Source organism: Streptomyces luteireticuli (assembly GCF_041519305.1).
Taxonomy (GTDB): Bacteria; Actinomycetota; Actinomycetes; order Streptomycetales; family Streptomycetaceae; genus Streptomyces; species Streptomyces luteireticuli.
This window is the reverse complement of sequence record NZ_CP167927.1, coordinates 3027641-3048237: the sequence shown is the minus strand read 5'-3', so window position 1 is coordinate 3048237 and position 20597 is coordinate 3027641. Positions and strand designations below refer to the sequence as shown.

The window sequence follows — 20597 nt, the reverse complement described above, 5'->3', positions numbered from 1 at the left end:
ACCGGGGCACTGAGCCTGGCATTGCATCCCGCAACTTGCGGGCGCTTTTGGTGATTTGTGCGGTGAACGGTCAGGGCCTTCCCGCCTGCAACTCGCTACGGGAGTGGTCTACGCGGCCTCTGATGAGCTGGGCTGCTCGGGCCCGTCGGTGGTGTCGGGGTCGTTTGCTTCCACTGCCGCGACCGGTCGTACTTGCCGCGGCACAAGGCTCACGGGGGCGTCGGCAGCGGCCTGTTCGAGCTGGGGGAGGACGCTGGTGTAGGTGTCGGCTGTGAGCTGGTAGGAGGAGTGCCCCAGCAGCCTCTGGATGACCTTCATGTGGACGCCGGCGGCCAGGGACAGCGTTGCCGCGCAGTGGCGGAGGTCGTGCAGCCGGATGGGAGGAAGGCCGAGTTGGTGGACTAGACGGCCGAAGACCTGGCTGAGGTACTCGGGGTGGTAAGGACGTCCGTCCTCCCATGTGAAGACGTATCCGGAGTCGACGTACGGCCCGTACTTCTTCGGGTTCTCTTCGTGCTTCTGCTGCCAGGCTTTGCGCTCGAACAGCTGGCGAGTTCGCCATAGTTCCAGGAGGAGCACGGTCTGACTGTCCAGGAGGATGGTGCGTTCTCCGCTGTCGCTCTTCGGCGTGTCCTCCCATACCTCGTAGGAGAACGAGACGAGTTGCTCCGTGAGATGGACGGTGCTGGCCTGGAGGTCTGTCTCTGACCAGGGCAGTCCACATGCTTCTCCGCGGCGCGGCGCGCGGAAGATCATGAGGTGCCACATGGGGTACAAGCGATGCTCGGCAACCCCATCCAGAAACGCCCCGGTTTGTTCGGGTGTCCAGACCATCACCGGGTTCGGCTTCTTGCCGGTCTTCCGCCAGCGGGCCACTCGTTCATCAGTCCACACCATGGGCTTCGGCGGCCTGTACTTGGGGAGCTTGAGGTGGATGGCCGGGTTCTCCTTGAGTAGCTTCTCGACCTCGACGGCGTATTCCAGGGCCGCGCTCAGCTCGTTCTTCATCTTCAGCTGCGCTCCGGGGCCCGTGATGTGCCGGGGCTGCTGGCGGGCCTTCCCCAGTGCGGCCTTGGCTTCGTCCCATCGCTGCCGCAGCTCGGGCGAGCGAGGCTTCGCCGCCTGCTTCCAGGCCAAGTGCGCTTCATGGCAAGCGGCCTCGGCGTTCTTGGCAGCCTCCCGGTTCGCCTCGTGCCTCGTGTTGGTCCGCCAGATGTCCTCGAACATCTCCTGGAGATGCCGCGGGGTCAGCTCGCGCACTTTCAGATGCCCCAGGGCGGGGATGAAGACCCTCTCGATGTGGTCTTCGTAGCCCTTCCTAGTGGACCTCTTGATGTCGACTCTCTTGGCGAGCCAGCGCCGGAGGAACTGCTCCACAGTCTCCTGCGACGACACATCGACGCCTCCGTGAGCGAGGTCCCAGAGGTTCTGGGCTGCGCTCTCGGCGGCTGTCTTGGTGAGGAAGCCCCCCTTGCGGGGGCGGCGACGATGGCCGCCAGGGCCGTCGGGCAGGTGGACGTAGTAGTACCAGCTACCGTGGGCGCGCTTCTCGAGGTCGGGGCAGCTGGAGCCGATGTCGGTGAGCTTGGGCTTTCCGTGCTTGTCGAGTAGTGGGCTGCCGTCATCGGCCAGAGCCGGCTGTCGGCATGAGCAGCGTTTGTACACCGATCCCTTGAACATGCGTTCCTCCAGAATCTGCAACATGTGTTGAGGCGGACATCGCAAGGTCGACTGTGTTGCCCGTGGACAACGGTGGTGCGGCGGGTGAGTTCCGGACGACTCGGGCGCTTTCGTGCCTCATCCGGGGATGACATGTGTTGTATCAGACGTTCGTCGATCCAACTACGACCTTGTCCGGCGTCACGGGGTGACCATAAACTTTCCGAAGGCTGTCCGGGAGGCGCGGGGGCGATACGGGAGAGCTAATGCGGCGTTTTGAACAAGATCCGGCCACCTGCGAGATGTGCTGGTTTGGGGGTGTTGTCCGTGACGCGTGATGAGCTGATGTCCTTGCCCGTGTCGGTCGATGTGCTCACTGCCGGCAGGGCGTTCGGGTTTGGCAGGAATCTCACCTATGAGCTGATCGCGGCGGGCGACTTCCCTGTCCCGGTGCACCGCTTCGGCAAGGGGATCCGCAGGGTGTACACCGCCGAGCTTCAACAGGCTCTCGGGTTCGGCGGGGCGTAGGTCAAGGGCGCCAGGAGTGGAGGCTCCTGGCGCTTTCCGATCGGACTGATGAGCGTCTGTCTGGGTATAGGTTGGCCCGGCAAGGTGATCGCGCTGAGTGGAGCGGGTGAGTCCCATGGGGCCGCGTAGACGCGCGGAAGCGTGTCCGCTACGGTTCGGCGGAGTCCTTGCTGCGTGGATGGGGGTCCACGGCAGGGTGAGATGTCGGGCAGACAGTGCTCGGCTCGAACATAGCGTGTACGAAGGTCGGGCTGGAGTTAGATATGAGGGCGTACGGCCACGAAACCGATGGGATCACTCGTATCCCTGACGAGGGGGATGGCCTCGACAAAGCGGCTGATCGCCTGCTCTCTGGGGAGCACACCCTTTCGGAGACCTCTCAATGGATCACCGAGGAGAAAGGGCCGACCCCCTATGGGAGCCCTTGGTCTCCTACGACCCTGCGGAGGCGTCTGCGGAACCCGGCTATCGCCGGCCTGCGCCGGAACGCCAACGGTGAGCTGGTTCCCGGGCCGGCCGAGGAGCTGATCAGCCCGGCCAAGTTCATGCAGTTGGACGCCTACTTCAGCGCCAGGGAGCGGTCCGCCCGGGGAAACCAGGGCGCGGGGGGTGGCAGCCCTGCCGGTGCTCCGCAGCATGTGTACTACCTCTCCGGCGGTACGGGTACGTGTGCCCTGTGCAAGAACCCTCTCGTTTCGCGTGCCACGTCGAACCGTGGACATGGTTACGTGTGTGAGACGGCTGGCTGCGGCAAGATCCGCATCTCCGCGGACCCGCTGGACAAGTACACCGCCGAACGGGCGCTGGCGCGCCTGGCCCGGCCGAGCAGCCTCAAGCGCCTCGCCGAGATGCGCGACTTGGTTGCGCAGAAGGCCAAGGAAGGCAAGCGCCTGGTCGAAGAGTTGAAGCTCCACCAAGCCGAGCTGGCTCGCGTCTATGGCGCCCGGGGGATGAACCTCGCACAGTTCCAGGCGGCGAAGGCTGCAGCTGCCGAGCAGCGCGCGACCGCTCTTGCCGACGTCAGGGCGGGGCGCTTCCTGGACGATCTCCCAGAGCTCACCCTGGACAGCATCGTCGACTGGTGGAACGAGAACGCAGGGGAGGAGCAGAAGAAGGCGCTCCTGCGGTTGGTCGTCAAGGAGGTAGAGGTCGGCCCCGCGACCGTGCGGGGGAGCCGCAGGTTCGACGAGGACCGATTCTCTATCCGCTACTGGTGACCCCGTTACCCGTCTGTAGCAGGCCAGCCGCTCTCGCTGAGCCGGCTCAGCCGAGCGGCAGCCGTCTTCGTGGCCTCGATGTAGGACTCGGGGGCCTGCGGCATGACGGTGACGGGTTTGAGCAGCAGCACGGCTCCCATGATCGTGTCGCGCCACAGAATGGGTGCGGCGACGGAGGACCAGCCGGCCATGCACTCCTGGTTCCCGAGGGCGTAGCCGCGATCACGGATCTCCTTCAGGGACGCGAGAAGCGCGTCGTTGTCCCTGTACGCGTTGGGTCCGGCCTCATCGGGGACGTCTTCGGCCAGGACGAGCTGCTGGATGTTGTCGGGGAGGTAGGCCAGGATGGTGCGGCCGGATGCTCCCGTGCGCAGGCTGCGTGTGACGGACAGTACGTCCCGGGGTGTCATCCCGAGCTCCACGAGGTCCGAACTCCCCACGGCCATATCTATGCATTGCCGCTGGGCGCCACGGAAGGGGGCCTTCATGTATAGGAAAGCCAGGCCACCGTCAGTGGCGTTGCGAAGCTCCTGGAGGGCTTGGCGCACCGTGTCGCCCGAGAGGTCGTCGTGGGCCAGCGCCTGGAATCCCAACTGGGCTGCGTCTGTGCCCAGTTGGTAGAGGCCACGCCGTACGCGGATGAAGTACCCCTGATAGACACCGCTTTGGAGAATTCGGTGCACCACTGAGTCATCCAAGCCGGTGGCTTGGGCTATTTCGCCGGGGCCGTGGGCTTGGCCGCCGAGTTCGGCAAATGCGCGCGTCACACGGAAAACGCGTTCCGCGTGACTGCTGCCCGCAGATGTTCCTGGGCCCTCAGCGATACTCAACGTGGTTCCCCTCCTGGCCAATGCCGCCTGAGCGGCGTCCCCGTGGGCCGATATGCCGGCCTCCAGATCCCCCCGGTGTCGTGCCCGTGATCTTACTGGCCGATTGTTAGGCACAGCTTGCCCACGTGGCTGCGATTTTCGAGTGCCTCATGGGCCTTTCGGGCCTCATCAAGGGGGTATGTCCCGCCGCTGACGGTCTTGAGATCACCGGACCGGACGGCCGCGTACAGGGCTTTCATGGACACGGCCAGGGTGGAGCCGTTGCTGAAGAGGCGCGGCAACCACATACCGCTCACGTTGATCGAACGTTGCAGCATCGCCTGCGTGGGGATGTCGGTGACCTTCCCGGAGGCGTAGCCGTACACGACCATCCGGCCCCGAGGCGCGAGCGCGTTCATCGTCTCGACAAGGGTGGGGCCTCCGGTCATCTCCAGAGCCGCGTGCACCGGACCGTCGGCTGCCTGCCGGATGCGGCGGCTCAACTGCTCAGTGACGGAGGAGTCGACGACGGCGTCGGCACCCATCTCCAGCGCCAGGGCCCTGGAGGACTCTGAGCTGGCCATGGCCACCACCCTGGCGCCGGCCAGCTTGGCGAGCTGAACGGCCAGGACGCCAACTCCCCCCGCTGCGGCGGGGATGACGATGGTCTCGCCCGGCATCAGCTGGGTGCAGGTGAAGATCGCGTGCCACGCCGTGTTGCCCTGGAGAGTCAGGGCCAGGGCCTGCTCGTCGGTGATGTCGTCGGGGATCTCCCAGATGGCCCCCTCGGGGGCAAGCGCCCGCTCCGCGTAGCCGCCACCGCTGATGAGGGCGGTCACGCGTCGCCCGTCTGCCGTGATGCCGGCGATCTCGTTGCCGGGCACGTACGGCAGACGCACCGGTGCCAGGTAGCTGTTCTCCCGGACGTGCAGATCGGCCCAGTTGACACCGGCGTGGGTTACCTCCACCACGATGTGGCCTTCACGTGACGACGGTTCATCAACCTCCGCTGGTTCCAGGACCTCTGGCCCGCCGAACTCGCGCATGGTGATAGCGCGCATCTAACCCCCCTCATATGCGGATCGGACCGTACCGCGAAAGGGTAGGCCATGAGCACCTTGTCGGAGCCGGTAGGTGTGCATTCCCCGGTGCTTTCTCGCGTCGCGAGAAACGAGAGCCTGCTTCGGCTGAGCGCAGGTAAAGGTCAGGGTTTCTCGCAGGGCGGGAAGGGATATGACCCTTGCGTTAAGAAGCCAAGGCATGGCAATGTCCCGCCAAGTGACGGACGGTCACGTGCTGTCGCGGCGTGTAGGCGTTGGGGCGGCGGGGCGAACACGCCCGCAGGGCGGGTCGAGGAGTCAGAGACGGCATGGTGCACATCTCGAAGGCGGCGGTGAGGGCCCTGGTGGAGGCGGAGCAGTGTGGATCCGATGGTGCGGACGGCATGCCGGTGTCGGGCGAAGAGGAGTCGCTCGCCCTGGCGCGTCTGCTGGTGATGGGAGGGGCCGACGTCGACGTCGACGGCTGTGGCGTGCCGTCGACATGTGTTGAGGCGGACGCCAGTCAACTTTGATCTATGTGATGGCGGTGACAGCCCCGGCGGCTTGACGGGCCGCCGGGGTCTGTGACTCGGGGGGCACGCTCAGCGCACATCCTGACGATATAAAACACTTGACGGTCAAGATCAACTGAACATAAAATGTTGTCACAACCTCTCAGAAACCCATCTGGGAAACCTCAGAGTGCGAGGAGACAACGGATCATGAGCGTCATCGAGGTGGCCGGCCAGACCATGCTCATCCCTCTGGGCCTCATCGACCGCAACCCGGACCAGCCCCGGCGCCGGTTCGACATCGCCAAGCTCAACGAACTCCAGGCCCAGATCGCGGCGATGGGACAGCAGCAGCCCGTTGTGGTCCGCGAGGTCGGCGGCCGCTACCAGCTCGTCATGGGGGAGCGCCGGTGGCGCGCCATGCGCCTCATCCGCGGCCAGAAGGCGATCGAAGCAAAGATCGTCGAGCTGGACGACATGCAGACCTTCCTGCGCAGCGCCTCGGAAAACCTCGGCAGAGCGGACATGACGATCCTCGAAGAGGCCCAGGCGTACTCCGACCTGATCGGCTACGGACTCGCCGTTGAGCGGATCGCCCAGATGTTCGGCAAGACCACGGATTACGTAGGCTGGCGCATGGACCTCCTCGAACTCACCACCGAGGCCGCGAAGCTGGTGGACCAAGGCATCATGAAGCCCGACTTCGCCTGGCACGTCTCGCGCCTGACACCGGCCAACCAGAAGGTCGCCGTCACCCAGTACATGAAGGGCGACTTCACCACCGAGACGGAGGCCAGCGGTTTCGCCCAGGCGCTCAAGGCGGCGGAGCAGCAGCAGGGCTTCTTCTCCGAGAAGGAACTGACGCAGGCCGAGAAGGAGACGCAGACCAAGGAGCGCAAGAAGGCACGCTCCCGTGTGGAGCAGATGGAACTCGTCGCCGGTCAGCTCGACGAACTGGCGAAGCAGACCCCCACGGACCTGGCAGTGCTCTTCGAAGGCGAAGTCGCGCGGCACGTCGACGCGCTCGACCGTATCCACAGGTCGGTCACCGAGCTGCGGAAGAAGCTGCGCAAGGCCAAGTCGATCAGCAGCGCCCGGACGCTGGCGGTGCGCCCCGACCTCGTGGTCGACGAGGAGGAGGACGCCATCGACGAGTCGTCCGCCACTGCGTCCCGGTCTGCCGATCCGGAAGAGGCGGTGCCCGGCGCCACGGCGGAGGCTGAGGCTGACGAGGGGCCGACGGAAGAGGCGCTTGAGGAACTGGAAGCCTTGGCGGAGGAGGCCGTGGCCGAGGCCGCTGAACTGGCGGCCTAGCGAGCGACGTTATGAGTCCGGGCCCCGCGTGCAGCGCGCGCGGGGCCCGGCGCGTTTCTGCGGCCGGGAGTGAGGGTGAGGGTGGGGCGATGGTGGGGGAGCCTGGTCCGCAGGGTCGCGGTGCGGGAGGGAGGCGCTGCCGCGAGGACGCAAGTATAAAACACTTGAAGCGTCATTGGTGATGATGATAGAATTTAATCAACAGGCCGTATCCATCACGGGATGGATCTCCCCAAAGGAGTGCCATGTTCAGTCTGTTCACCCACCGGTACGCATCGTTTCGCCCCGGCTCGGGCGTACCGGTCCGCATCACGCTCGGCGCGCCACGGCACAAGCTGCCCTACACCTTGACCCACCAGATCGCGGAGGCGGCACCCACTCGCGAATACTTCGGTCGACCTCAAGGTGAGTTCGCGGCTGCCTACCGGGCGCAGCTGGATCGCCTCGGAGTGGGCTTCTTCGCCCGACGGTTCGAGGAGATCTCCGGCCAGGGGCAAGACCCGCGCCTGGTCCTGCTCTGCTTCGAGGACCTGGGGCAGCAGGGGCAGTGGTGCCACCGCAGGATGTTCGCCCAGTGGTGGGAGGAGCGTACGGGGGTGGGCGTGCGGGAACTCGGTGCGGTGTGCCCGTCCTACGAGCAGGGAGAGTTGCTGTGAGTCCGGAGCGGGCTGCCCGGCCTCGGCGGTGGGAGGAAATGCGCCCCGAGGACTTCGAGAAGGGGCCGGACCCCAGGTCGACGCCGCCGGGGCAGATCGAGTTGTTCACGCCGGGTCCGACGAGCCCCAGGTCGAGGCGGCCGGCGGTCGCACAGGGGTGCCCGTACGGGACTCTCGATCTCCTGGAGCTCGCCGAAGGTGAGGCGCTGCCTGGTGAATCCGGGTAGCGGCGCCTGAGTTGTGCATGTGGCGCCCGCATCACTGCGGGCGCCACATGTGTTGAGACGGACAATGGTCTGATACTGTTCGAGGCGTCTTCGGGTGATCATCTTCAGTCGCTCGATGCGCGCCGGTGGTACATCAGGCAGTACGCCTTGCCAACCAGCAGGGAGAAGCCCGTTCGAATCGGGCCCGGCGCTCGGGATCCGTCCACACGGGTACGTGGTGTGGAGCCAACCAGCCAAGGAACCTGACCTCCAGGCGTCCCCCGCGCCTCTGGTTCCCCGGCGGTCCGGCACCGGCAGGCTCAACTCCCCTGCCGCCCCCGGCCCGGATCCTGCACAGCGCACCATCCGCAGGACGCACCACAGATCGGCCGCCCCGCGTGGTCGGCCCCGCGAAGGGCAGACCACCATGTTTCACGGATCGATCCCCACTGACCTGCGAGCGATCATCCACGAGCACGCCGGCACCTGGCCGGGGCAAGCGACCGACGTCTACGTCGGATGCTCAGGGAACTTCACCATCGAGCGGGTCCTGGCCCACAGCGGCCTCACCCTCCACAGCTGCGATGTCCAGCTGTACTCCTCCGCGATCGGCTGGTACCTCGCCGGCGGCACCCTGCCCATCAGCCTCCGCGACGAGTCGGCCGAGGAACTCGCCTGGCTGGAGCCGTACATGGACGGCCGGGCAGGAACGCTCGCCGTCATCATGCTCGGGTCCCGTTGGCTCCAGTGGGTGGGCCGCGAACAGCACCCGTACTACGGACGCATGCTCCGCGCCTACCGCGACCAGTTCGAGCGGCTCCACGCCCAGACCGTCGCCAAGATCGAAACGCTGCCGCTGCGGCTCGGCTCCTACCAGGCCATGGACGTCAACGAGTGGCTCGCCACCCAGGTGCCCGAGGACGCACCCGTCATCACCTTCCCGCCCTTCTTCGCCGGCGACTACGAGCAGCAATTCGCCGCGCTCGACCAGCACTTCGCCTGGCCCGAGCCGACCTACCCCACGCTGGACGACACAGCGAAAGCCACCCTGATCGACCGGGTCACCAGCCGACGGCACTTCATCCTGGGGCTCCACTTCGACGTGGAGGAACTGACGCCCTACCTGCGCGGACAGGTGCAGACGGCCAACAGGGGTGTACCGATCAACGTCTATTCCTCCGTGCCGCGCTCCCGGATCGTGCGGCCGGCGCAGCGCCTGGAGCCGGTGACATCGCCCCGCCTGGCACCGGGCCGGCGCCTCGGCGAGCGCCTGAGGATCGCGCCGCTGACCATGGGGCAGTTCGCGACGGTGCGCTCGCAGTACATGTCGCACCGCATCCGGCCGGGCACCCCGACGATGGCGCTGGCCGTGCTCGTCGACGACGCGCTCGTGGGCGCGTTCGCGTTCTCCTCGCCGAAGTACGACCCGCACAGCGTCTACTTGCTCAGCGACTTCCCGGTGGCTCCGACCTCCTACCCGCGGCTGGCGAAGCTCGTCCTGTACGCCGCGCTGAGCACCGAGGCCCAGTTCCTGGCGCAGCGGACCATGAATGGCCGCTTGACGCACATGACCACCACAGCTTTCACCGAGCGGCCCGTGTCGATGAAGTACCGCGGGCTGCTGTCCCTCCGTTCGCGGAAGGACTCGACCGATCCGGCCTACCGCTACCAGCTCGACTACGGCAGCGAGTTGGGCCGCTGGTCGCTCGCCGACGGCTTCGCCGAATGGCGCCGCCGGCACGGACAAACCGAAAGACTCGACGGCCCCGAGGAGGACCCGGCCCAGTGAGCCAGCTGAACAAGCCCCGCATCGTCGAAGGCGACCCCCGCGATCTGACGTTGCTGGACGTCAACGCGCGGTTCATGCGGCACGAGACCTTCCAGCGGCTCGTGTCCAACATCCGCGCCGACGGACACCTGACCTCCACACCGCTGGTGTGGAACGACGCGGAGTCCGGCCGGCGCATCGTGCTGTCCGGCAACCACCGGGTGAAGGCATCGCTCGAGGTGGGCCTGGAGCGGATCCACTGGATGGAGATCGACGACCCGTTGCCGCGGCAGCGACAGATCGCGCTCCAGCTGTCCCACAACGCGGTCACCGGCGAGGACGACCCGGCCACCCTCAAGGCCCTCTACGAGGAACTGGAAGACGTGTCCATGCGCCTGTACTCCGGCCTGGATGACAAGACGCTGGAGCTCCTCGAAGACGTGTCGGTCGCCGGCCTCACCGAAGCGGCCCTGGACTTCGCCACCGTCGCGATCACCTTCCTCCCCGACGAGAAGAAGGCAGCGGAGGACGCGCTGGAATCGGCGCGCAAGGCCGCCTCCGCCGACGCCCGATGGCTGGCCCGCATGGACCAGTACACCGGCATGCTGGACGCCCTGGACACCACCAAGTCCGCGCACAACGTCGGCAACATCGCCGCCGCGCTCTCCATCGTCCTGCACCTGGTCGAGCGGCACCTGGGGGACCTGACCGAAGGCTGGTACGACCCGGAGCAGGAAGCCGCGACCCGGCGGGGCAACGCTCCGATCGAGACGGTCCTCGCGACCCGCACCATGCCGGCGGACGCGGCGGCGATCGTGCAGCAGGCCATCGACCGGATGGCCCGTAAGAACGAGATCCCGCCCGACCAGCGCTGGCGGGCCCTGGAACTGTGGGCCGCCGACTACCTGGCAGGTGCGGCATGACGCAGCACATCACGCTCCCGCCCGCCGCAGGACAGACCTGGGCACACGTCGACAGCCGCATGGACGGGCGCACGTTGCACATCGGCGCTGTCCACGCCCCCTACGCGTACGCCACGGTCCTGACCACCACCCAGCCCAACGGACGCGTAGGACACCGCGTACGCATCGGCCTCGACTCGCTCACCGGCGGCGGCCACCTGCTCGTCCCCAGCCCCGTGCCGGACGAGGAGGAGGACAAGTGAGGGCGGCAGTGCACATCGAGGACCAGGAGCGCTACCTCCGGCTTGTCGCTGAGCGAGACGGCACCGTGGACCTCAATGAGAACCTTCCCGCCCAGGCAGCCGATCGGCACGTGAGGCACAGAGCCGTCGGCGAAGAGGAATGGCGGCGCCAGGTACGGCAGATCGCACTGACCTACGGGTGGGATCTGATGTACCACACCGCCGACTCGCGCCGCTCGGACGCCGGTTGGCCCGACGAAGTCCTTGGCCACGTAAAACAGCGGCGCACGCTGTTCGTCGAGTTCAAAAGCCAGCAAGGCCGGCTGCGCCCCGCACAGCGCCTGTGGCTCACTCACCTCGCCGACAGCGGCCTGGAGGTGGCCGTCTGGAGACCCAGCGATCTACAGACCGTCCTGCATGTCCTGGGGCCGACGCGGCAACGTGCCGTGCTCCCGCCCGACTTCCGGAGGAACCCCTGATGAGCACTCGCCCCCCGACCCCTTCTTCGTCGCCGGTCACGCAGGAGACGGTGGACGCGCTGCATGCGGAAATCGATCACCTGACGACCGTGCACCGAGCCGCGGCACGCCTGGCCGTAGAGATCACCGAACACCTGGCAGGACAGCCCTTCGCCCAGGCCCTGAAGCTGGTACGCCTCCTTGAAGGCGCGCTGGAACCCGACGACGTCACCGCCGACGACGAAGGGGAGTAGGAAATGAACCTCGGCAAGGACAACGCGGGGTGGCAGAACACCCTGTCGATCACACCGCTGTCGCACGACGTACGACGACGCGCCGCCCTTCACATCGCCTCCCGCGCACTGAACGCCCAGGACAGGCCGGCCACGGTGGACTGCCAGGACCTCTTGGAGCACCTGGGGCTGTACGACCCCGCGTTGCACAGCACAGCAGCAGCCGGAGCCTGATCGGGCACCAACTCCCGGCAGGGCTTGGACAGGAGAGGCGCGGCAGCACGGAGAGGACAGGCAGGTGGACTCACAGGCCGATGCCTGGGAGCGGCAGACCGGTGAATCGGCCGCTGCCTGGGAGGCGTTCGCCTGCTACCGCGACCTCGGCCTGTCCCGCAGCATCAGCAAGGTAGCCGCCAACCTCAACAAGGCGCGCAGCGTCCTGGAGCGATGGTCGACGTCCCACCAGTGGGTACTGCGCGCCGAGGCGTACGACCGCGAACAAGACCGCCTCTGGCGCGCCGAACGGCACCAGGCGGCACGCGATATCGCCCGGCGCCACGCCCGTCTCGCCTCCGCCGCCCAGGCGAAACTGGTCGCCAGACTCCAGCACCTGGATCCCGACCGGCTCAGCCCGTCCGACGTGATCCGGTGGCTGGAGGCCACCATCCGCATCGAGCGGCAGGCATACAGCATCGACCAGATCGAGGCCACCGCCACAGCATCGGGCGCGGCGGTCGACGCCCCGGACGTCGCACAGCTGACGGACGAGGAACGCCGGGCCCGCATGGAGCAACTGCGCCGCGAACTCGAAACCCGCCTCACCGACAGCGAGACGGCCTCATGACGCGGCACGGCCGGCTGCCCGACCCGGCCCTGCTCTCCGATGCCCAGCTCCACGCCGAGATCGGCGCGCTCATCGACGCCGACGAGCGCGCCGCCCGCCGTTGGGCCTGCGATGTGCCCGACTGTGACGGCCTGCCGCACGACGGATGGCTCCACCACCACGCACGTGCCGCGCAGCGCATCCCGGACGGGGACTGGACCACGTGGATACTGCTGACCGGCCGCGGCTGGGGCAAGACCCGCACGGCTGCACAGGCCGTCGCCGAATGGGCCGCCGAACCGGGCACCATGATCGCCGTGGTGGCCAAGAACGCCACCCTCACCCAGGAGATCTGCTTCGAGTCCCGTACGAGTGGCCTGCTGGCTGTGATCCCGCCGGAGGACATCCGCCGCTACAGCCGCGGCAGTGGCCTGACCGCACTCCACCTGAAGAACGGGTCCAGCATCTACGGCTTCGGCGCCGAAACCCCGGACAACCTACGAGGGTTCGCCTTCGACAAGGGATGGTTGGACGAGTACGCGGCCTGGAACCGACGAACCGCGCAGGACGTGTTCGACCAGCTGTTCTTCTGCCTGCGCGAGGCAACCGCACCCCAGGTCGTGATCTCCACGACCCCCAAGCCACTGCCGCACATCAAGCGGCTCGTCCAGCGCGGCAGAGCCGGCACCAGCCGTACGACCGAGCCGGGAGGCGTCGTGCTGACCACCGGCCGCACCGAGGACAACCGCGCCAACCTCTCCGGCGCCGCCCTCGTCGAGCTGGACAACGAGTACGGCGGCACCCGCCTCGGCCGGCAGGAACTCGACGGCATCCTCCTGGAAGACGTCGAAGGCGCCCTGTGGCAGGGGCACATGTTCGAAGTCGAGGGATTCCGCATGCCCCGGCACGACGTGCCGCCCCTCGACCGCCTCGTGATCGCGATCGACCCAGCGGTAACCCGCGGCGACCAGGCCGACATGACCGCCTTCACCGTGGCGGGACGTTCACATCCGATCCAGACGCTCTACGGCGACGGCCGACCCCGCGGGTACGTGCTGCATGCCGAACAGGACCGCTACACACCGACAGCCGCCATGCGCCGAGCCGCCGCGCTCTACCACGAGCACCAGGCGGACTGCGTCGTCATCGAGGCGAACAACGGCGGCGAGTACATGCCCGCCCTCCTGACCGAGGTCGACCCCACGGTGGCCTGGCGGATCGTGCACGCCACCCGCAGTAAACGGGCCCGCGCCGCGCCGGTGGCCATGCTGTACGAGCAGGCCCGCGTCACCCATGCCGGGTCCCCCCGCACCTTCGCCCAGCTGGAGGACCAGATGACCACCTACGTGGGCGCGCCCGACACGGAGGAACAGTCCCCTGACCTCCTCGACGCCCTTGTGTGGGCGCTCACTGACCTGTTCCTTGATCCCAATGCTCCCGCAGCGCCGGTTAGAGCTTCCGATAGCCGCCTGCACGGGCGACGGTGATCACGGCCCTGGCCTGCCGACCACGCGAGGACCCGGGGGTCGCGCTGGGCTGGGCTGATGGGCTGGCGAAACACGGCCGCCGCTCGGCTGTGGCCTGATTTTCCGACAACCGGTCAAGTCTGGGGTGTTAGCTGTCTATTCTGTAGGCCGCCGACACCGGGTGACCCTGTGTCGGTCGCGCTCCGCTCCGGTTATACGAGAGCCGCACGCTGCTGGGTTGGACCAGCGGCGTGAAGGGTGGCTGGCCCCCGTCGCTGACGGGAGTCCGGGTTTATGCCTGGCGGACCAGCAACTCGCCTGGTTGTCGTGGAACACCGGTCGGCACGTGCCGTCCCGGACACAGAGTCGGTGAGGGAACGTGACGGCGCTCGCCTCCTTCGTGACGGCGCGCGGTGGAGTCCCTGGCACCGTGCCGGGACAGCGGCTTCAGTCCGCAGCGCGTGGTCCCTGAAGGGTAAGAACGTGACTGTCTTTGACCGTGTCGAGAACGACAACCTTCCCCCGTTGGCGCGGCGTCCGGAACCCACCCCCGACCCGGTACCAGTCACTCAGCTGCGTCCGACGCGGAAGGCGCTGCTGCAACACCCGTGGAACCGTCTGGACGAGGAGGCCGCCAACGCCGTGACCGCGGGTGCAGTAAATCCGTCGGTCCTTCAGATGCTGCTTCAGGTGCAGGACCACGGTGAGGCCGGTGTCGTCAGTTTGCTCATGCCCAAGCCGGTTGTGGGTGGCACCTTGGATGTGATTCCGCCGCACCAGCGCTACCTCGATGTGGATGTATTGCCGGACATCGTGAATCAGCGGTGGGGGCACAAGGTGCGCACCGCTATGGACGTGGAGCCGGCGAAGACTCCGGCGGTCACTTACGAGACGTTGGTCGACGGGGCGACGCAGCAGCCGCTGGGCGCGTTCGTACTCCGGTTGAAGGACCGCAAGGCGCTGTCCGTGCTGGTGGCCGAGAGCATGCGCCAGACGTACGAGGCCGAGGGAGGGAAGAACGACTACACCGAGAGCGTGCTGCAGCAGGGGGTGAAGGAACCGCTCACCCTGTTCGTGCTGCGCGTCGTGTACGACGAGGGTACGGAGGAGACCTACCTGGTCTCCGGGGACGGTAATAGTCGGCTGATGAGCATGTGGTTGGCCCGCACCGGTGGCGACATCGAAGCGGCAGCGAAGGCGTGCGTTGCGGCGGTGATCGGCCCCGACCTTCACAAAGCGCGTCGTCCGGCCGACCAGCGCTCGGCCCGAGGGAAGGTGTCCGAACGGGCCGCCCGGGTGCGCCGAGGACTGGCTGAGGTGACGCTTACCGAGGCAACCCGGCGGGAGGGACACACTCTCACCTTCCCGGCCACAGTGGTGGTCGGGGCGCGGGCAGAGAACGGTTCGCCGCTGCCCGACCTGGTGGCCGCCCGTGACGACCTTGTAGCCAACCTTCATGTGCACGTCACCCCGTGGGCCGACAACGCCCAGGACACGCAGGCCATGCAGCGCGTTTACCGGCAGGCCAACCGAACCGGGCTGATTGACGAGGATGTCTACCGGGTGCTGATGGGCGCGGTGGGGCCGGAGGAGATGCACGATCTCCTCAAGGTGCCGCCCCACCGTCTGTGGTCGGCGGCCCTGCACCAGCACACCGTGCTGGCCGGGGCGCGAGCGCAGGCCATGAACCAGCTCATCAAGCAGGAGTTCGGCATGGGCAAGGCCGACCGGATGCGCATCAGCGAGCACATGGCCCCCATGGCACTGTCGGACTACCGCAGCCTGGAGCGAATCGACCCGGCGCTTAGGGCGTTCGGCAACGGCGGGACGATAACCGACACGGTGTGGAAGAAGCCGTGGCAGTTGACTAAAGGACACAACCCGCAGGATCTGCTCGACGTACTTTTGGAAAGGGCGCTGGAGCGTGACGAGGCAGCCGTGGCCGAGCTGACCGTGCTGGGCGGCACCGCCGCGATCCTCGACGGGTACATCACCCGCGACCGCGGTTCCAAGGAAAGCACCACGCGTGATCCCCGCTCCGCGCCGTTTCGCGCTACCCCAGTCAAGCTGCTGACCCTGCTGGCCTCCAAGGCGGGCGGGCTGCGCATGCTGCACTCCATCGCGCAGGCGCACGTCGCTGCTCACCCTGGCGTGCTGCCCAAGCAGTTCCACACCGTGGAGCACGAGGTCGACGGGACGCTGGTGCGGGACGGCGATCCCGTCATCGACAGAGCCGGCGCCCAGGTGACCATTGACTACGAGTGGGACCTGGTATATGCGGCGGACCCTGTGGAGGCCGAGGCCGCCATCGCCCGGAACCGCAAGAGCTCCGACGGCGCTAGCAGCGAAGACGACGACAGCATCTCGGAGGATGTGCGCCAGCGCCGCCGACTGGAGCGGGGAGTCACTGGCGCGCGCAAGGCCGCGACAACACTGGCCAAGCTTTCCAAGGCACGCGGACCGGTGGTATTCGGCAGTCCTGAAGGGGTGCAGATGCTGCGGGACCAGTCGAGGGCGGTCGACGAGATCCTGTTGACCTATGGCCCGAAGCGGTCCGAGGTGTTGGATCTGGATGACGACGGGGACGAGGACGAGGCATGAGCCTGTCACTGCGGCTTCCCGGGATGGCCGCCAGGCGGCTTACCCCTGTGATCCGAATATTGGTACCGCTGCTTGACGCCGAAGCCCTGTCCGAAGACGGGACCCTTAGACCTACCCTGGCGTGCCGGGCCAGTACGGAAGCAGTTCGGCGCGGCATTACAGCGCCCAGCGCTGTCTACGCTGCCTGGGACACACGGGGCTACTGTCGGTACGTCGGCAGCGTCTGCCGACATGGGCCCAGCGCGGTGGGCGACCGCCTCGCCGAGCATTACCGCCACTCTGGTAAGGGCGCTGCCCGCCGCAAAACGTGGGCCCTGTTGACAGTCCTGCCGATCCGGGCCGACGCACCTGCGCAGATCGTCCAGGCTGCCGAAGGGTGGGCCGCGCGTCTCCTCGCTCCTCTGGACGGAATCGCTCACCCAAGCATCGACCTGGCCCAGCCGCCACAACTACTCGCTGCATCCCTCCACCAGTAGGCACGAAAGGACAGAGGACTATGTCCCGCCGGACCCGGCCAATGGACCTGGAACTGGCGGGACAGAGGCCGGCGTTCGCATCCGTCATCCGGACACGTGAGCAAGGGCGCCCTCGGACCAACCAACCGAAAATCCGCACCTGACGGACCCGTACCTTCGGGCCCAGCGGCCACTATGCCCCGATCCGCAGCTGCAGTTTAGGCTCCGCGCCTCCCACTGGTGAACTTGAGAGCGGGGTCCGATGCGACGTTTGCAGCAGTTGGTCATCGATACGTGGGGGGCGCTGTCCTTCAAGCCGGCTTTCCGTGAAGGAGCGCGTGCCCTGCCGGGAGCCGTGTCCGCTACGTGGGTGCCGGAGACAGACCGGCGCCGACTGGCGGCGTACACCGTGCTTGCTGCGTACGAGAACAACCAGGCCGCAGCGCTCTTGGACAGGGAGGGAGATGATCGCCGCGAGTACGGCGATCCCACGGTGATCGTCGACCAGACCCTGGCGCACCTGCTCGGAGAGACGCAGAAGATTGTGGTCCTCGACCACGACGACGGCGACGACCGTTCCGGCCAACGCCCCACGCACAGGACGGAACGGCTCCTGCGCGACTGGGCGACGGCCGAGCACCTGTGGATGAGACTCCAGCACGCGGAACGTTCGGCTGTGCTGCTGGGAGACGCGGTCTACCTCCTGGCGTGGTCCCGGGCCAAGAACCGACCGGTCCTCAGCAGCATCGACGCCGGCTTCTACTTCCCGGTGCTGCCGGACGGAGCCATCGACGCCGACCAGTTCCCGGACCGTGTGCACTTGGCGTGGGAAGTGGCCGGCGATCCGGCGACCGGACGTAAGGGCGTGCTGCGCCGGGTCACTTACGAACTGGGGCCGATCGATCCGAGCGGTACTACCCGCATCTACCCGTGGTCGAGCACCCCGAGTTCCACGACCTGCTACCTGACCGACGCCGAGTGGGATCTCGACCAGGTGAACGGCGGAGCGGACATTGACGGGCTGTCCTTGAGCCGCGCTCGGATCAGGACGAACGCGGATGGCGCCGTGCTCGACCGGCTGGACTTGGAGATCGACTTCCTTCCCCTCGTGCATATGCCCAACACCGTGGCTGGGGCTGAGCACTTCGGCCGGTCGAGCCTGATGTCCCTGGCGCAGTTGCTCGACGATCTCGGTGCGGCTGATACCGATGCGCAGCGCGCGTCGGCGACCACGGGGTCGCCAATCATCGGGTTGTCCGGAGCCCGGCTACCGGTGGACCGGGCGACCGGGCAGCCGGCGCCGGTCCGGGTCGAACCGGGGATGGTGTGGCCGCTGGGCGAGCAGGGGCATCTGAGCACCGTCGATACGTCCGCTCAGCTCGCCGAACTCCGAGCCTACGTCGAGGCGTTGCGGGACCGGTTGTCTGTGGCCAGCCGACTGCCCGGCAGTGTGCTGGGGACGGAGAGCCCATCCCAGGTGCCATCCGGATACGCGTTGCAGCTGAGCTTCGGCCCCTTGGACGCCATGGTCCGATCGATGCGGCTGGCCCGGGAACCGAAGTACGGCTTGTTGTTGAAGATGGTGCTTCGTCTCTATCAGCTCGGTGGCGTGCTGCCTCCTGGCCCGCAGCCGCCGGCCCGGGTGGCCTTCGGCCCGTACTTGCCCACGGACCAGTCCAGCGTCCTGACCCTGGTCGTGACCGGAGTCCAGGGCGGCGTCCTCTCGGTGGAAACCGCGGTCAGGATGCTCATCGACGCGGGTATGCCGATTGAGGATGCAGCGGCGGAAGTAGCCCGTATCCGGGACCGGAACGTCCGGCCAGCACCCGCCGTCGGCGTACCCAACTGGGGGGCGCCAGAGACCGAGACATCACACCCCCGTGGCGACAGTGACTCACCCTCCACGGCTGACGGCAACCGCCCGCCGACGAAGATGACGAAGGACGGCGGCGACATCGCTGGGGCCGCTGGTTAGACTGCGCCGGCGCGGGGGCGCTTGGGCGAGGAGCACGCCCATGTCCACCCACCCTGCCCCGGTCCGGGGAGGATCCGAAGATCTCGCCTCCGGCACCGAGCCAGCCACGGGCGACTCGACGGACACCGCACCGGACAACGTGTCCATCTCGCAGCACGAGCTGTCACGCCTGTTCACCCGAGAAAAGGACCAGGGCAGGCGAGCAGGCGTACGTGACCTGCTCACCCAGCTCAACTTCGAGTCCCCCAAGGCGCTCGCCGTCTTCATCCAGGAGCAGCGGGACGCCCAGGAGCACCAGCGGGCCGAAGAGCAGGCCCGGTTGAGCGAGGTCGAGCGCCGGGAACAGGACCTCGCCCGCCGCGAGGCGCAGGTGGCCGAGCTTGAGGCCGCTGCTATCGCGCGCGAGCGCGCCGCTGTCCGTCGCGGTCTCCTCGCCGGCCACGGCGCCACGGGCGAGGACCTGGAGGACGCCGCCATCCTGCTGGACCGGATCGCTGGCGACGACGTCGAGGAGGAGGCACTCACCTCCGCGGTAGAGGAACTCGTCCGTCGGCGACCGCAGCTCTTCGCCCAGCAGCAGGCTTCCCCGCCGCCCTCCGGCAGCCCGTCCGGCGGACCGCCGACCCGCACCAGCGGCAGCGGCTCCCCTGCGCGGCCGGGAGCCTTCGGGCTCGACATGGCCCGCCGACGCGGCCACATCAAGGACGCCTGAGAGCCAGCCACAGCTTGAGCAGGGACCGCGCCCCCTTCGCGGACGACGACACCGTCGCCCTCCCTAGTCGTGCCATCCCAGGAGATTGGTGCCACTCAGATGACGATCACCATCGTTCCGATGGCCTTCCGCGACGCGTGTGCATTTGTCGACCGCGTTCACCGACACCACAAGCGTCCGCAGGGCCACAAGTTCTCGCTAGGAGCCGAAGTCGGCGGGCGGCTTGTCGGCGTTGCCATCGTCGGCCGTCCCGTCGCCCGAGCCTACGACGATGGCGTCACTGTCGAGGTCACCCGACTTGCGGCCGACGGCAGCCGCAACGTCTGTTCCGCACTCTACGGAGCGGCTTGGCGCACCGCCAAGGCCAGTGGGTATCGGCGAGCCATCACCTACACCCAGGAGGGGGAGAGCGGCGCCAGCTTGAGGGCGGTCGGATGGCGTTGCGTTGCTGACCGGCCTGCACGAACTGGCTGGGACACCCCCAGCCGCCCCCGAGGCAATCGAGGGAACGATCAGATAGCCCGCACACTGTGGGAAATCACCGCCAATGGCACGCCGTCCCTGCCTGATGAATCCCTGTAGCAAGCCCATTCTTCGGAGTACCGACATGGACCTTCAACCTCTCAGGACCACCGAGTCCGTCACCGCCGACCGGCCCTGGCTGGCATCCCAGCACGGCCTGGACAGTCCCTTGAGTATCACCCTCGATGCGACCACCTTCACCCAGGGAACGCACTGGGTACCCGGCACGCCCCTCCAACCTCGCCACCGGTTCCTCTCGGGAGTGCCCCTCGGGCGCATCACGGCCACCGGCCTCTACGGACCGTGGGCTGCCGCAGCCACCGACGGCCGGGCCGTGTTCGCGGGCGTGCTGCTCACCGAGACGTACTTCGCGCCCGGCTCGAAGTCGGTCGGCGGCGCCTTGCTGTGGCACGGCGCGGTCACTGCCGCGCTCGTGCCGGGCGGCCTCGATCCGACGGCGATCACCAAGGCGAGCGCGCAGATCACCTTCGTCTAAAAG

General features: G+C 67.4%; 21 protein-coding genes, 1 tRNA gene and 1 pseudogene. 20 read left to right on the top strand and 3 right to left on the bottom strand.

Features of this window, described 5'->3' with window-relative positions; genetic code table 11:
• Positions 1-108: 108 nt before the first annotated feature.
• Complete coding sequence (locus tag AB8735_RS13315; RefSeq protein WP_372407475.1) at positions 109-1704, bottom strand: tyrosine-type recombinase/integrase; 1596 nt, start codon at positions 1702-1704, stop codon at positions 109-111.
• Positions 1705-1986: 282 nt separating this feature from the next.
• Between AB8735_RS13315 and AB8735_RS13310 the strand changes: the two genes are divergently transcribed.
• The 3 genes and pseudogenes from AB8735_RS13310 (at position 1987) to AB8735_RS13300 (ending at position 3404) form a co-directional block, all read left to right on the top strand.
• Positions 1987-2187: a DNA-binding protein gene (locus AB8735_RS13310; RefSeq protein ID WP_372407473.1), complete on the top strand. Its 201-nt coding sequence runs from the start codon at positions 1987-1989 to the stop codon at positions 2185-2187.
• Positions 2188-2450: 263 nt separating this feature from the next.
• A pseudogene (locus AB8735_RS13305) lies at positions 2451-2732 on the top strand (recombinase family protein); the annotation flags it as partial.
• Positions 2733-2915: 183 nt separating this feature from the next.
• Positions 2916-3404 carry a hypothetical protein gene (locus AB8735_RS13300; RefSeq protein ID WP_372411965.1) on the top strand — a complete coding sequence of 163 codons (489 nt, stop codon included), beginning with the start codon at positions 2916-2918 and terminating at the stop codon, positions 3402-3404.
• A 5-nt stretch (positions 3405-3409) separates the two neighbouring features.
• On the opposite strand, the gene AB8735_RS13295 is transcribed toward AB8735_RS13300, so the two are convergent.
• Positions 3410-4234, bottom strand: a complete 825-nt coding sequence (locus AB8735_RS13295; protein ID WP_372407470.1) for an IclR family transcriptional regulator — start codon at positions 4232-4234, stop codon at positions 3410-3412.
• Between the two features lie 92 nt (positions 4235-4326).
• Entirely contained in the window at positions 4327-5274 is a 948-nt protein-coding gene (locus AB8735_RS13290) for a zinc-binding alcohol dehydrogenase family protein (protein ID WP_372407469.1), read from the bottom strand.
• Between the two features lie 308 nt (positions 5275-5582).
• On the opposite strand from AB8735_RS13290, the gene AB8735_RS13285 reads away from it, so the two are divergent.
• The 17 genes from AB8735_RS13285 to AB8735_RS13205 all read left to right on the top strand — a co-directional run bounded on the left by AB8735_RS13285 (position 5583) and on the right by AB8735_RS13205 (position 20594).
• The gene (locus AB8735_RS13285; protein ID WP_372407466.1) at positions 5583-5786 is read left to right on the top strand and encodes a hypothetical protein; all 204 of its coding nucleotides are present in this window, start codon (positions 5583-5585) and stop codon (positions 5784-5786) included.
• 189 nt (positions 5787-5975) lie between these two features.
• Positions 5976-7079: a ParB/RepB/Spo0J family partition protein gene (locus AB8735_RS13280; protein ID WP_372407465.1), complete on the top strand. Its 1104-nt coding sequence runs from the start codon at positions 5976-5978 to the stop codon at positions 7077-7079.
• 245 nt (positions 7080-7324) lie between these two features.
• Complete coding sequence (locus AB8735_RS13275; protein ID WP_372407464.1) at positions 7325-7735, top strand: hypothetical protein; 411 nt, start codon at positions 7325-7327, stop codon at positions 7733-7735.
• A 346-nt stretch (positions 7736-8081) separates the two neighbouring features.
• A tRNA-OTHER gene (locus AB8735_RS13270) sits at positions 8082-8154 on the top strand.
• A 214-nt stretch (positions 8155-8368) separates the two neighbouring features.
• Positions 8369-9730 (top strand): hypothetical protein, encoded by a 1362-nt coding sequence (locus tag AB8735_RS13265; protein WP_372407462.1) that lies wholly within the window; start codon positions 8369-8371, stop codon positions 9728-9730.
• The gene (locus AB8735_RS13260) at positions 9727-10632 is read left to right on the top strand and encodes a ParB N-terminal domain-containing protein (protein WP_372407460.1); all 906 of its coding nucleotides are present in this window, start codon (positions 9727-9729) and stop codon (positions 10630-10632) included. The genes AB8735_RS13265 and AB8735_RS13260 overlap by 4 nt, the downstream gene beginning before the upstream one ends.
• Positions 10629-10874 (top strand): hypothetical protein, encoded by a 246-nt coding sequence (locus AB8735_RS13255; RefSeq protein WP_372407459.1) that lies wholly within the window; start codon positions 10629-10631, stop codon positions 10872-10874. Before AB8735_RS13260 ends, AB8735_RS13255 begins: the two co-directional genes overlap by 4 nt.
• Before the next feature lie 8 nt (positions 10875-10882).
• Entirely contained in the window at positions 10883-11332 is a 450-nt protein-coding gene (locus tag AB8735_RS13250) for a VRR-NUC domain-containing protein (RefSeq protein WP_372407458.1), read from the top strand.
• Positions 11332-11565, top strand: a complete 234-nt coding sequence (locus AB8735_RS13245; protein ID WP_372407457.1) for a hypothetical protein — start codon at positions 11332-11334, stop codon at positions 11563-11565. The genes AB8735_RS13250 and AB8735_RS13245 overlap by 1 nt, the downstream gene beginning before the upstream one ends.
• A 3-nt stretch (positions 11566-11568) precedes the next feature.
• Positions 11569-11778, top strand: coding sequence for a hypothetical protein (locus AB8735_RS13240; RefSeq protein WP_372407456.1), 210 nt, complete (start codon positions 11569-11571; stop codon positions 11776-11778).
• 64 nt (positions 11779-11842) lie between these two features.
• Positions 11843-12388 (top strand): hypothetical protein, encoded by a 546-nt coding sequence (locus AB8735_RS13235; protein ID WP_372407454.1) that lies wholly within the window; start codon positions 11843-11845, stop codon positions 12386-12388.
• Positions 12385-13854, top strand: coding sequence for a terminase large subunit domain-containing protein (locus AB8735_RS13230; protein WP_372407453.1), 1470 nt, complete (start codon positions 12385-12387; stop codon positions 13852-13854). The genes AB8735_RS13235 and AB8735_RS13230 overlap by 4 nt, the downstream gene beginning before the upstream one ends.
• Positions 13855-14316: 462 nt before the next feature.
• Positions 14317-16434 carry a hypothetical protein gene (locus tag AB8735_RS13225; RefSeq protein ID WP_372407451.1) on the top strand — a complete coding sequence of 706 codons (2118 nt, stop codon included), beginning with the start codon at positions 14317-14319 and terminating at the stop codon, positions 16432-16434.
• A 726-nt stretch (positions 16435-17160) separates the two neighbouring features.
• Positions 17161-18864, top strand: a complete 1704-nt coding sequence (locus AB8735_RS13220; protein ID WP_372407450.1) for a hypothetical protein — start codon at positions 17161-17163, stop codon at positions 18862-18864.
• 40 nt (positions 18865-18904) lie between these two features.
• Positions 18905-19576: a hypothetical protein gene (locus AB8735_RS13215; protein ID WP_372407448.1), complete on the top strand. Its 672-nt coding sequence runs from the start codon at positions 18905-18907 to the stop codon at positions 19574-19576.
• A 99-nt stretch (positions 19577-19675) separates the two neighbouring features.
• Positions 19676-20158, top strand: a complete 483-nt coding sequence (locus AB8735_RS13210; RefSeq protein ID WP_372407446.1) for an XF1762 family protein — start codon at positions 19676-19678, stop codon at positions 20156-20158.
• 25 nt (positions 20159-20183) lie between these two features.
• Positions 20184-20594 (top strand): head decoration protein, encoded by a 411-nt coding sequence (locus AB8735_RS13205; RefSeq protein ID WP_372407444.1) that lies wholly within the window; start codon positions 20184-20186, stop codon positions 20592-20594.
• The last annotated feature ends 3 nt before the right edge of the window (positions 20595-20597 follow it).